This window comes from Pseudomonas sp. Fl5BN2 (assembly GCF_009908205.1).
In the GTDB taxonomy this organism is placed as follows: domain Bacteria; phylum Pseudomonadota; class Gammaproteobacteria; order Pseudomonadales; family Pseudomonadaceae; genus Aquipseudomonas.
In genome coordinates, this window is record NZ_JAAARL010000023.1 from 38,357 (window position 1) to 50,805 (window position 12,449).

Annotated in this window: 8 protein-coding genes and 1 pseudogene; 6 read left to right on the forward strand and 3 right to left on the reverse strand. The window is 58.9% G+C overall.

Annotated features, from left to right (window positions below; genetic code table 11):
- Nucleotides 1–103: 103 nt before the first annotated feature.
- Genes pvdM through pvdO form a run of 3 tightly spaced genes read left to right on the forward strand, consistent with a single transcriptional unit; the run spans nucleotide 104 to nucleotide 3,717 of the window.
- Entirely contained in the window at nucleotides 104–1,453 is a 1,350-nt protein-coding gene (gene pvdM, locus GV819_RS26555) for a pyoverdine-tailoring dipeptidase-like protein PvdM (protein ID WP_161759015.1), read from the forward strand.
- Nucleotides 1,454–1,486: 33 nt separating this feature from the next.
- Nucleotides 1,487–2,779, forward strand: a complete 1,293-nt coding sequence (gene pvdN, locus GV819_RS26560) for a pyoverdine-tailoring periplasmic protein PvdN (protein ID WP_161759016.1) — start codon at nucleotides 1,487–1,489, stop codon at nucleotides 2,777–2,779.
- Between the two features lie 47 nt (nucleotides 2,780–2,826).
- A complete protein-coding gene (gene pvdO / locus GV819_RS26565) occupies nucleotides 2,827–3,717 on the forward strand; it encodes a dihydropyoverdine dehydrogenase (RefSeq protein WP_161759017.1) in 891 nt (296 codons plus the stop codon).
- Nucleotides 3,718–3,759: 42 nt separating this feature from the next.
- On the opposite strand, the gene GV819_RS26570 is transcribed toward pvdO, so the two are convergent.
- On the reverse strand, nucleotides 3,760–4,587 hold the full coding sequence (locus tag GV819_RS26570) for a N(5)-hydroxyornithine transformylase PvdF (protein WP_161759018.1): 828 nt from the start codon (nucleotides 4,585–4,587) through the stop codon (nucleotides 3,760–3,762).
- Between the two features lie 222 nt (nucleotides 4,588–4,809).
- Here GV819_RS26570 and GV819_RS26575 point away from each other — a divergent pair, with 222 nt between their 5' ends.
- From GV819_RS26575 to GV819_RS26585, 3 genes and pseudogenes are all read left to right on the forward strand, one after another.
- Nucleotides 4,810–6,468, forward strand: coding sequence for a cyclic peptide export ABC transporter (locus GV819_RS26575; protein WP_161759019.1), 1,659 nt, complete (start codon nucleotides 4,810–4,812; stop codon nucleotides 6,466–6,468).
- Between the two features lie 153 nt (nucleotides 6,469–6,621).
- Complete coding sequence (locus GV819_RS26580; protein ID WP_161759020.1) at nucleotides 6,622–8,988, forward strand: TonB-dependent siderophore receptor; 2,367 nt, start codon at nucleotides 6,622–6,624, stop codon at nucleotides 8,986–8,988.
- A 166-nt stretch (nucleotides 8,989–9,154) separates the two neighbouring features.
- Nucleotides 9,155–9,701, forward strand: a pseudogene (locus tag GV819_RS26585) (transposase); the annotation flags it as partial.
- Nucleotides 9,702–9,899: 198 nt separating this feature from the next.
- Here GV819_RS26585 and GV819_RS26590 read toward each other — a convergent pair.
- Together GV819_RS26590 and GV819_RS26595 are read right to left on the reverse strand one after the other, a co-directional pair.
- Nucleotides 9,900–10,175, reverse strand: coding sequence for a bacteriocin immunity protein (locus GV819_RS26590; protein ID WP_161759021.1), 276 nt, complete (start codon nucleotides 10,173–10,175; stop codon nucleotides 9,900–9,902).
- A gap of 8 nt (nucleotides 10,176–10,183) precedes the next feature.
- Nucleotides 10,184–12,028 (reverse strand): S-type pyocin domain-containing protein, encoded by a 1,845-nt coding sequence (locus GV819_RS26595; protein ID WP_256667604.1) that lies wholly within the window; start codon nucleotides 12,026–12,028, stop codon nucleotides 10,184–10,186.
- Nucleotides 12,029–12,449 lie beyond the last annotated feature (421 nt).

The following is a 12,449-nucleotide window of genomic DNA, read 5'->3' on the forward strand; positions in this document are numbered from 1 at the left end:
GTTGCCGCAGCACGCTTAAATTTTCCGCTGCGTCGCTCGTTCTTCCCAGATAGCAAAGGCCCCCTGTGCCTGCACTTTGACCGCAACTGCGACTGAGATGGCAATGACCAAACCACGTTCGAAAAAGGCTCTTTACATCGGCCTGCCGCTGGCCCTGGTGCTGACCGCCGGCGCGGGCTTTCTGGCCTGGGACTACGGCTTCAGGAACAACCCCGGCTACCCGATCAAGGTGATGAAGCAGGCCGAAGAACTGCAAGAGCGCCTCCTCTCCTTCGACAGCCACGTCACCGTGCCCCTGGACTTTGGCAGCGCCGGCAACGAAGCCGACAAGGACGGCTCGGGCCAGTTCGACCTGGCCAAGGCCGGCCGCGGACGCCTGTCCGGTGCCGCACTGACGATTTTCGGCTGGCCGGAAATCTGGAACGGCCCGAACGCTCCGCACCGCCCCACGGCGGGTTTTGTCGACGCCGCCCGCAACGAACAGGAAGCGCGCTACAAGATCATCACCGGCATGGTCCGCGACTTCCCCAACCAGGTGGCCATCGCCTACACCCCGGACGATTTCAGGCGCCTGAATGGCGAAGGCAAGTTCGCGGTATTCCTCAGCATGCTCAACGCCTACCCCCTGGGCACCGACCTCAACCAGCTGGACTTCTGGGCAAACCGCGGCATGCGCATGTTCGGCTTCAGCTATGTGGGCAACAACGCCTGGTCCGACTCGTCGCGTCCGCTGCCATTTTTCAACGACACCCCGGACGCCCTCGGCGGCCTGTCCGACCTCGGCAAGCAGGCGGTACACCGCCTCAATGACCTGGGGGTCATCATCGACGTGTCGCAGATGTCGACCAAGGCCCTGGAGCAGGTCAGCCAGCTCAGCCGGGCGCCCTTCGTGGCCTCGCACTCGGCGCCCCGGGCCCTGGTGGATATCCCGCGCAATCTCAGCGACAAGGAAATGCAGCTGATCAAGGACAGCGGCGGCGTGGTGCAGATCGTCGGCTTCGCCACCTATATCCGCCCCTTGAGCCAGACCAGCCGCGACAAGCTCAACGCCCTGCGCACGCGCTTTGACCTGCAACCGCTGACCGGCCTGGAAATGGCCCTGATGCCCGGCGACGCGATCATCACCGTGTGGCCCGAGCAGCGCTTCGGCGAGTACGCCGGTGCGTTGTACGGCATCGTCGAGAAAGAGCCCAAGGCCACCCTCAAGGACTACGGCGACGCCATCGACTACGCGGTGAAGAAGATCGGCATCGACCACGTCGGCATCAGCTCGGACTTCAACGACGGTGGCGGCATCGATGGCTGGAAGGATGTCAGCGAGGGCCGCAACGTCACCGCCGAACTGCTGACCCGCGGCTACAGCGAAGCCGATATCGCCAAGCTCTGGGGTGGCAACTTCCTGCGGGTCTGGGAGCAGGTGCAAAAATCCTCCAAGCCCGTGACCCAGCGCTGACCTTCCTTCACTGCCCAGGAGCGCAATGCATTCATGACTGATCGTCGTAGTTTTCTCAAGCAGGCCGGCATCCTCGTTGCAGGCCTGCCCCTGGGCGCCGCCGCCCTCAACAGCCAGGCACTGGCAGCCAACGGCGCAGCGCCGCAGGCTGCTGCCACGGACTCCTGGCCGGCGTTTCGCCAATTGTTCAACCAGGACCCGGACTACATCCACTTCTCCAATTTCCTGGTGACCTCGCACCCCAAGCCGGTGCGCGATGCCATTGAAATGCACCGCGCGCGCATCGATCGCAACCCGGGCCTGGCCATGGACTGGGACCTGCAGGAAACCTGGAAGCGCGAGGCGCAAGTGCGCGACTGGGCGGGCCGCTACCTGCAGGCCAAGCCCGGGCAGATTGCCCTCACCGGCAGCACCAGCGAGGGCCTGGCGATGATCTACGGCGGCTTGCACGTGCGCCCGGATCAGGAAATCCTCACCACCGAGCATGAACACTACGCCACCGAATACAGCCTGAACTTCCGCGTCGCGAAGCAAGGCACCCAGGTGCGCAAGATCAAGCTGTTCGAGAACCCCAACCGGGTCTCGGTAGACGAAGTGCTGGGGGCGATCAAGCGCAGCATTCGCCCCAACACCCGGGTGCTGGGCATGACCTGGGTGCAGTCCGGCAGCGGAGTGAAACTGCCCATCGGCGAGATCGGCAAGCTGGTGGCGGAACTCAACCGCAACCGTGACGAGAAGGACCGGATCCTCTACGTGGTCGACGGTGTGCACGGCTTCGGCGTGGACAACCTGGACTTCCCCGACATGCACTGCGACTACTTCATTGCCGGCACCCACAAATGGATGTTCGGCCCGCGCGGCACCGGGATCATCTGCGCTCGCTCCGAACAGCTCAAGGACCTGACGCCGACCATCCCGACCTTCTCCGAAGACCACAGCTTCGCCACCTCCATGACCCCTGGCGGCTATCACGCCTTCGAGCACCGCTGGGCCCTGGACGAAGCCTTCAAGCTGCACCTGCAACTGGGCAAGGCCAAGGTCCAGGCGCGCATCCACCAGCTCAACAGCGAACTCAAGCAACGCCTGCAGGCGCACTCGAACATCGAGCTGGTGACTCCGCCCAGCCCCGAGCTGTCGGCGGGCTTCACCTTCTTCCGGGTCAAGGGGCAGAACTGCGACCAGGTGGCGGCCTACCTGATGCACAACCGGGTGGTGGCCGATGCCGTGGACCGCGATGTCGGCCCGGTGGTGCGCACCGCGCCGGGCCTGCTGAACAACGAAGACGAAATCGAACGCTTCATGGCCCTGCTGAGCAAAAGACTCTGACCGCGCAGGCAGCCGCCTGCGCCCAAACCCCTTGAACGAGATCATTCATGAACCAGGCTCTTCCCCCCGCTGGCTTCCCCTTCAAACCCCTGGCCAGCGTTGCCCTGGTGGCGCTGCTCGGCGGCCTGCTGCCCAATCTCGCACAGGCTGGCGAACCGCAACCGGGCAAGGTTTTCAAAGACTGCAAGGACTGCCCGGAAATGGTCGTGCTGCCGGCCGGCACGTTCACCATGGGCACCCCGGACGATGAAGTCGGCCGCGAGCCCGATGAAGGCCCGATGCACGACGTGACCTTTGCCAAGCCCTTTGCCATGAGCCGCTTCCAGATCACCGCGGCGCAATGGGACAGCTACATTCGCCAGACCGGGGTCAAGATTCCCAACGGCGACACCCGCCCCGGCCGTGAGTGCGTGGCCAGCAAACCGCGCTATGCACAAGGCCCGCGCCAGCCGGCGGTGTGCATGAACTTCCCGGAAGTGCAGGCCTATGTCGCCTGGCTGTCACACAAGACCGGCCACGACTACCGGATGGTCAGCGAGTCGCAGCGTGAATACGCCGCCCGCGCCGGCTCCAGCGGGCCATTCCCCTTTCCTTTCGATGAAGGCAAGGGATACAGCATCGCCAAGCACGCCAACACCTACGGGCCGGCCGACGGCTACAGCTACAGCTCCCCGGCGGGCAGCTACCCGGCCAACGCCTTCGGCATGTACGACATGCACGGCAACGTCTATGAATGGCTCGCCGACTGCGAACACCCCAACTACGTCGGCGCCCCCACTGACGGCAGCGCCTGGGTCGAGCCTGGTTGCAAATCACTGCAGATCCGCGGCAATGACTGGGGCGAAGCACCGGTGTTCTCGCGTTCCGGCAACCGCAACAACATCTACCCGGAGACGCGCGGCGACTGGATCGGTTTTCGCGTAGTGCGCAGCCTGTAAGCCCTCCGACAGCCGGGGCCCGAAGCCCCGGCTGACGCTGATTCAGCCTTGCTTGGCGAGCAACTCCAGGCCTTCGTGCAGGGCCGGGAACAGGCTGTTGTTGAAGTTGTTCCAACGCAGTTCGAGGATGCTGTCTTCAGGGCCGATCTCGGTCTTGAGCACGTCGTGGAACACTTCACCGGAGTCGATGCCATTGTCCACGTAGTGGAAGGACGCACCGGTGAGATACAGCGGCTCCACCGCCACGGTTGCCTTGGTCGCCCAGTCCACCACCTTCTGCCCGCGGGCACCGTACAAGGCATTCCAGGTGGCGTAGGCACCGCGACGCTCGTAAGGCGATTCGATCCGGGTGATGCCCGGGTGAATATTCATGATCCGCCGGGCGAATGGCGCACCAGGACGCACCAGCTCGTCGAGGATCACCAGCAGGCCATCGAGCACCACGATATCGGCCTTGAGTTCCACCAGCGTGTCATGCAGGCGGCGTTCGAAATCCTGCTTGCCGGCAATGTGCTCGGCCGTGCCCCGCGGGTGACGGCGATAGGTGGAAGGCACGCTCAGCAGCAGGTCATTGACCTTGCGCCCCTGCACCGCAAGGTCCGCCGGGTACAGCCACTGGCGGCCGGGCTGATAGGCGAAGCCATAGTCGGCCACCAACTGCTGGTCCCGTGGCGACTGCGGATCGTCGTCATAGACCACGCCCACCAGGTTGTACAGATCGCCCAGCGGCGTCTGGTTCAACGACTCCGCCAGGAACTCCAGCACCGATTTCATGTAGCGCTCGTGGTCCTTGTAGGCCACTGGCTGCCCGGCCTTGTCGGCAGCGGCATTTCTCAGGGACCAGACATACACCAGATTCTTCTTCGTCATTTGCTCGCTCTCGCTGAATGGATCAGGCACTGCGTCGATACACGTGCGCCCACAGAACAAGAACGAACCAGGCAGCGGGCAATTTATCAGTCCCCGCGCCGCTTCCCGGGCCTCCCCCGGCAATGCCTGCATGCCGAGCTAAATACTCGCGCCAATGTTTCGTTTGTCATGGGTAAGGGTCTGCATGCCTCGACCCTCTATCCACAATTTTGGGAAGTACTTATGACCGACCCTAAGCGCGGCGCATCTCGCGGGCTGCTCGCATTGCTCAGGCCGTTTCGCACCACCGTGGTGATCTCCGTTGCCTTAGGGATGGCCGGCGGCCTGGCTATTACCCTATTGCTGGCCACCATCAACAATGCCCTGCACTCGCCCACAGGCATGAACCAGGCGGTGATCCTGACCTTCGCCGGCCTGTGCCTGTTGGCCTTGACCAGCTCGATCGTCTCCGACATCGGCACCAACTACGTCGGTCAAAGGATCATTGCCGCGCTGCGCAAAGACCTGGGCGAAAGGGTCCTGTGCGCACCGATCGAACAGATCGAGCGCTATCGCAGCCATCGACTGATTCCCGTGCTGACCCACGATGTCGACACCATCAGCGAGTTTTCCTTTGCCTTCACCCCACTGGCCATCGCGTTCACGGTCACCCTGGGCTGCCTGGGCTATCTGGCCTACCTGTCGGTGCCGATGTTCGTACTGATGATCGTGGCCATCATCATCGGCAGCAGTGTGCAGTTCATCGCCGGCGCCAAGGGCATCAGGGGCTTCGATGAGGCCCGCGACCAGGAAGACGAATTGCAGCGCTACTACTCGGCCATCGCCTCGGGGGCCAAGGAGTTGCGCATGCACCGGCCTCGACGCTATCGGATGAACACCCACCGCATCCAGGAAACCGCGGATCGCATCAGTGACATCCAGGTGCGCTCGGTGAACATCTACATCATGGCCAAGACCTTCGGCTCGATGCTGTTCTTCGTGGTCATCGGCCTGGCCCTGGCCATGCAGGCCTACAACCCGAATCCCGATCCTGCGGTGATCACCGGCTTCGTCCTGGTGCTGCTGTACATGAAAGGCCCCCTGGAACACGTGGTCGGCTACCTGCCGATCATCGGCCGGGCAAAGATCGCCTTCGACCGCATCCGTGAACTGTCCGAGCGCTTCTCTTCCCCGGAACCGCATCTGCTGATGGACGACGCCGAGGCCCCGACTCCGGTGGTCAACAGCCTTGAACTGCGCGGCGTGAGCTACAGTCCGCCGCCAGTGGAAGGTAGCGAACCGTTCCACCTGGGGCCGATCAACCTGAGCATCAAGCAGGGCGACATCGTGTTCATCGTCGGTGAAAACGGCTGCGGCAAGACCACCCTGATCAAACTGCTGCTGGGCCTCTACCAACCCCAGTCAGGAGACATCCACCTCAATGGCGAGGCTGTGGTCGCGCGCACCCGGGACGATTACCGCCAGCTGTTCACCACCGTGTTCTCCGACTACTTCCTGTTCGACGATATGGTCCAGGGCAGCGGCCAGGGCTCGCTGGACAACGCCGCGCAATACCTGGACCGCCTGGAAATCGCCCACAAGGTCAGCATCAAGGACGGCGCCTTCAGCACCACCGACCTGTCCACCGGGCAACGCAAGCGCCTGGCCCTGGTCAACGCCTGGCTCGAAGGACGCCCAGTGCTGGTGTTCGACGAATGGGCCGCGGACCAGGATCCGGCCTTCCGGCGGATTTTCTACACCGAGCTGCTGCCGGACCTCAAGCGCCTGGGCAAGACCATCATCGTGATCAGTCACGACGATCGCTATTTCGACATTGCCGACCAACTGGTGCGCCTGCGCGCCGGCAAGGTCGTGCACGAACACGCATTGGAATCGGCCTGAGTTTTTTTTCCGGTTTGTTCAAGGAAGAACGTCTCACTAGTGGTAATGAGAATTAAACGCAATAGATACCCATAACAGCCAACCTAATACATAGAAGAGAAAGCATCCATGTCAGCACTACTCGGTCTCAGTCCCCTGAGTAAAGCGCTATCCATGCGACGGGCCCTGCACATCAACCTCCTGCCGAGCGCCCTCGCCCTTGCGGTATCGCTACCGGTGGCGGGCTACGTCCAGGCCCAGGAGATCGAGCTGGACATTCCTGCGCAGCCTTTGGGCAGCGCCTTGCAGGAGTTTGGTCGCCAGGCCAACCTGCAGGTTCTCTACAACCCGACAGACATCCAGAGCCAGCGCAGCACCTCGGTGAAGGGCAAGATGGAGCCGCAGCAGGCAATCAAGACCCTGCTCAATGGCACCCGCACCACCTACAGCCTCAACGGCAATTCGCTGACCATCAATGCCGCGACCGCCAATGGCGTGGAGCTGGGTGTCACCAAAGTCAGCGCTGACCAGTTGGGCACCATCACCGAAGGCTCGGGCTCCTATACCCCGGGCACCATCGCCACCGCCACGCGCCTGGTGCTGAGCCCGCGGGAAACCCCGCAGTCGATCTCGGTGACCACCCGCCAGGCGATGGACGACTTCAACCTCACCTCGATCAACGACGTGATGCGCCACACCCCGGGCATCACCGTGAACGCCTACGACACCCAGCGCAGTGACTACTACTCGCGTGGTTTCTCGGTGCAGAACTTCCAGATCGATGGCATCCCGACCATCCGCGACGCGGTCTATGCCAGCGGCCAGACCCTGAGCGACATGGCGATCTATGACCGGGTGGAAGTGCTCAAGGGCGCCAGCGGCCTGTTGACCGGCGCCGGCGACCCCGGCGGCACCATCAACCTGATCCGCAAGAAACCCACCAGCCAATTCCAGGGCCATGCCAGCCAGGGGTTCGGCTCCTGGAACAACTACCGTACCGAGGTCGATGTCAGCGGTCCCCTGAACGAAACCGGCAACATCCGCGGTCGAGCGGTGGCGGTGTACCAGGACAAAGACTCGTTCATGGACAACTTCTCGAACAAGACCAATGTCTACTACGGCATTCTCGACTTCGACCTGTCGCCGGACACCCAGTTGAGCGTCGGCGTCGACTACCAGGACAGCATTCCCAAGGGTTCCAGCTGGGCCGGTGCCGCGCCGCTGTTCGACAAGGCCGGCAATCGCATGGATCTTCCGCGCTCCTTCAACAGCGGCGCCCGCTGGGCTTCCTGGGAGCAGTACACGCGCAACGTGTTCGCCACCCTGGAGCACAGCTTTGCCAACGGCTGGGTTGCCAAGGGCCAGTACAGCCACATGATCAGCGGCTATGACGCCCACGTGAACACCCTCAAGCAGCCGACCGCGGACGGCATGACCACCATCAACATCAACAGCTTCGATGGCGAGACCAAGAGCGACAGCCTCGACATGTATGTCAGCGGCCCCTTCAGCCTGCTAGGGCGCGAGCACCAGTTGGTGATCGGTGCGGCTAGCTCCAACGCCCACAAAAAGGGCTACGACTACTGGAGGCCGACCCTCGTCGAAACCAACCGCTACGACTTCTACAACTGGGACGGTAAAGCGGGCAAGCCGTCGGACTGGGGTCCACTGGACGAAAAGACCGATCAAACAACCCGCCAGAACGCTGGCTATATCACCGCGCAATTCAGCCTGATGGATGACCTCAAGCTGTTGCTCGGCAGCCGTGTGGTCTACTACAGCCTGACCGGCACCAGCGACCTCAAGGACACCGGCAAGGTCGTGCCTTATGCCGGCCTGATCTACGACATCGACGAGCACTTCTCTGCCTACGCCAACTACAGCGAGATCTTCAATCCACAGAGCGCTCGTGACGCCGACAAGAAGGTGCTGGAGCCCGATGTAGGCAAGAGCTACGAACTGGGGATCAAGGGCGAGTTCTTTGAAGGCCGCCTGAACTCCAGCCTGGCCTACTTCGAACTGCACCAGGAAAACCGTGCCGTAGACGATGTCGACTACAACGCTATCCATCCGTTTGCCTATGCATCCAAGGCCATCACCGCCAAGACCAAGGGCTACGAGGCGGAAATCTCCGGCGAGCTGACTCCCGGCTGGCAGTTGAAGGCCGGCTACACCCACAAGGTGATCCGTGACGAAACCGGAACCAAGGTCTCTACCTGGGAACCCCAGGACCTGGTCAGCCTCTACACCAGCTACAAGCTGACCGGCGATCTGGACCGCCTGACCCTGGGTGGCGGGCTGCGCTGGCAGGGTACGGCGTGGAACATCCTCAAAGTCAACGGCAACGACGTCAAGGTCAGCCAGGACCCCTACTCGGTGGTGGACCTGATGGCCCGTTACCAGGTCACCGATAACGTCTCGACCACGCTCAACGTCAACAACGTGTTCGACAAGACCTACTACTCCAACACCGGCTTCTTCAACTCCGCCTATTACGGCGAACCCCGCAGCTTCATGGTCACCACCCGCTGGGACTTCTGATCCCGGATTCTCCCCGCGCCGCTGGACAAGGCTCTTGTGCAGCGGCGCATCTCGTTTCCCCCCTCCTCTCTGCCCCTCGATACCGGCGCCTTGCAGCCGGGCACAACATCCTCAAACAAATCCGAATGGGCCCTTTCATCGCCTCGCCATGGCGTGCGGCGGCTACAAGGCCGTGGGCTGGGAGGTCTACGGCACGGAAAGCGGTGAGAATGCCGCCGCGCGCTGCTGCAACGCCGCGTGATCGGCGAGCAGTGTTTACACGAACCACTGTGCTGCACTCGGACAACGGAGCGCCGGTGAAATCAGTAATGTTGTTGAGCAAGATGTACGAACTGTGCATCACGCCCTCGCGGGGCCGACCACGGATCAGCAACGACAATCCCTACTCGGAGTCGCTGTTTAGAACACTGAAATACTGCCCACAATGGCCGCAGGATGGCTTTGCCAGTTTGGACACCGCACGGGCTTGGGTGAGGGGTTTCATGCGCCGGTACAACAACGAACATCGGCATAGCCGGATCCGCTTCGTCACACCGGCTGAGCGGCATCAAGAACTGGACCGCCAGGTTTTGGCCCAGCGACATGAGCTGTACGAACGAGCCAAAAAGAAAAAGCCAGAACGGTGGTCGGGTCGAACACGTAACAGGTGACCGATGGGCACCGTGCAGTTGAACCCGGATCGAGAGCAACAGGTCGATAAAAGAGCAGCATAGTTGGACGGTTGATGCGACAACCACCTTGAAAAGACACCGTCATGTTGCAACTGGTGCGTCTCGGTCGTACGTTCCAACAAAGTCTATACCATGCACTTATGCATAAAAACAGGGATCTATCATGACGTATTCAAGGGCTTCAAAAATCGAAAAACTCAGCCATCGATGTTCTTCGGTGACTGAGCCTTTTGGCCGTGATTACGCTGTTTTGAAGCCTGGCTTACCGTTGGCGGCTCGCCACGCCTTGACAGCTTTTAAAACTCCCTCCGGACTATTCTCTACTCCTTCACTAGGATAATAAATGAGTCCTTTTTTTTCTGGATGTTCCGTAATCTCCTCAAAATGCTTAGCAAGTTTTCGTAGATATTTACCAAACGCCTCACCATCAAGATTTGTCTTATTGTTAAAGAACTCATCAAGAAAGTCCAAGAATTCGGCCTCAGTATATTCCTCATATTTATTTTTCAGTTTCATTTTTTTTCCTATTTATTGGCGTGAGTTTTAATGTGCAGCTTAGGTGTCATGATTCGCATATTTTCAATATCATATAATCCACCGTTGCTTTTGAGAGGTATGACGTGATGAATTTCAAATACTTCTCGCCCACCTACATGTTCACTTGGGACTGCATACGGAGCGTTCCCCGATTTAATTAATGTAAGATTTGATGGGATGAACTGAATAGAGAGTTCAGGGTCATTACCTACAGCCTTCCATAGTGCCTCTCGAAACTCACGCCAGTTCTTGAACTGCCGCCCTCTCAACTGGTCCGCAATCTGCGACGGAATGGGCGCCCCTTGGCCTTGCGAAGCGGCCCCCAGCCAGAGCCCCGATACAGGTTGCCCAACACCAGTTGCAATACCAGGATCCTCTCGACGATCCCTGAACATCACATAGATAGGAACAAATCCTGAACCTACCGGATAGATCAAAATGCAATCGTCAAAACTGGCTCCGACTACAGCAGGGAATGTATCGATCCGACCTTCAACGGGTGTAATCGTTGCTCCAGTGTAGATGGGTGGTTGCGGCTGTTCAGCAGGAGAGGTCGTAGAGCTGTTCCCTGGCGAAACAATAGGTGTCCAGGTCAAGGTCCTAGGCGGCACGTCTGCGGTGGTGGCCGTATAGACGTTCTGTCCAGCGTTGTAGGTTGCGGCAATCACCTTGACCTTGGAAGGAATAGCTACACCATCGGTTTTAACAACAAAAACCTCGGATTGGCCATCTTCAGCTGCTTTCGAGCTGAAACGGAACGGCATATCGACAGTGCTGCCGGCTGCTGCCGCTGCTTGCAGCTCCTGCGAGCTAAGGTTCGGTGCCAAATCGGAAAGCGGCGTGCTAAAGGTATAGCGCTTTGGCAGTTCACCATTGCCCATTTTTGATGGAACCAGAAGCGCGAATACACCCACAGCAACGGCTGATGCCGAGCCTACAACGACACTCGCCAGACCAACAATCGCCGAACGGATCGCTGCTGCAAGCAGTGTTGCAGTGGCTTCCGCTACAGCAATTACACCAGAAGAGACGATAAACAGAGGTTGTGTTGCTGCGACTGATCCTTGAGCTCGAAAGGTATTGGCCGCTTTTTGAGCCTCCATCGCCAAACGGACTTGCTCTTCCGCAACACGCTTAGCTTCAGCCACTCTTTTAGCCTCGACTTCAGCAGCGATGCGTTTGGTCTCTGCTTCGGCGGCAGCCGTAGCTTGCCCCCTCATCCAAATAATTTGTTCATTTAAGAATTGGATTTCATCATTGATGAGTTTAGCTTTATAGGCCGCCTGTAGCGATTCCTGCCATTTTTCATAAGCTTCTTCGGCAGAAGAATCATTGCCAGCCTCCAAAGCAACTGCCCACGACATAAAGACATAGACTTTACGACTAAAAAAATCGCCATTATAAAAACGATTAGCAATAACTTTTTGCGACTGCAATTCGATTGTTTTTTGCGCCACTTTATTTTCTTTATTGGAAATCTCTTGCTTTATCGAATCCAGGTTCGAGCCTTTACTATCAGGAGCACCAGAACCTAATATAGTTATGGTAACTATTCCAACATTCTCGGGTATAGACTGACGTTTTTCCGAGTATGCCAACTCTTGAGTTTTTACGGCTTGATCCAGAACAGCAGGATAATAACGGTAAATATACTCTCTGCGTCGTTGCATGAACTTAATCGTTTCCTGAGCCATACCAGGATTAAACGGGCTACTCGTTCCGGAGCCAGCTCCAAACTCTTGTGGCCGATAACCCGTAACTGTAGATGGCGGTAATACGTAAGAGCCGGGCCCCGTCTGTATATCACCAGGCCCTGCATAGTCAGTTGACATATAAATAATCCTTTAATTTCGATAGTGCCCACACCCAAATGATAGGTGTGAATATTTGTGCTTCAGAGGCTCGTACCTAGGCCTTCTAGCTTCGGTGCCTATAACAGCCCTCCAGATCCCCTGAGTCCCTGAGTCCCTAGCAAAGAAATCAAGGTGCACAGACACTGTATATAAACCCAGTGTAAAAAGGAACAGAAAATATGCATTTATGCATAAAATGCGACATACAGTGATGATATGACATTGCTATTAATGGCGACTTTTTTGGACAACAGTCGCAGCGACTCAGGCTGCGTAAAGGGGTTAAGGCTGACCTTGACGTACGTTTTCATTCCGTTGGACCTCAGCCCCGTAAACGAGACTTTCTGCCATCTGCCGGATGATCGTCAGGTCAGCCGAGGGAAATTTCGGCGGTTCATGA

Coding starts and splice junctions, on each gene's coding strand:
- pvdM (WP_161759015.1), top strand. CDS start 104: ATGACCAAACCACGTTCGAAAAAGGCTCTTTACATCGGCCTGCCGCTG.
- pvdN (WP_161759016.1), top strand. CDS start 1,487: ATGACTGATCGTCGTAGTTTTCTCAAGCAGGCCGGCATCCTCGTTGCA.
- pvdO (WP_161759017.1), top strand. CDS start 2,827: ATGAACCAGGCTCTTCCCCCCGCTGGCTTCCCCTTCAAACCCCTGGCC.
- GV819_RS26570 (WP_161759018.1), bottom strand. CDS start 4,587: ATGACGAAGAAGAATCTGGTGTATGTCTGGTCCCTGAGAAATGCCGCT.
- GV819_RS26575 (WP_161759019.1), top strand. CDS start 4,810: ATGACCGACCCTAAGCGCGGCGCATCTCGCGGGCTGCTCGCATTGCTC.
- GV819_RS26580 (WP_161759020.1), top strand. CDS start 6,622: ATGCGACGGGCCCTGCACATCAACCTCCTGCCGAGCGCCCTCGCCCTT.
- GV819_RS26590 (WP_161759021.1), bottom strand. CDS start 10,175: ATGAAACTGAAAAATAAATATGAGGAATATACTGAGGCCGAATTCTTG.
- GV819_RS26595 (WP_256667604.1), bottom strand. CDS start 12,028: ATGTCAACTGACTATGCAGGGCCTGGTGATATACAGACGGGGCCCGGC.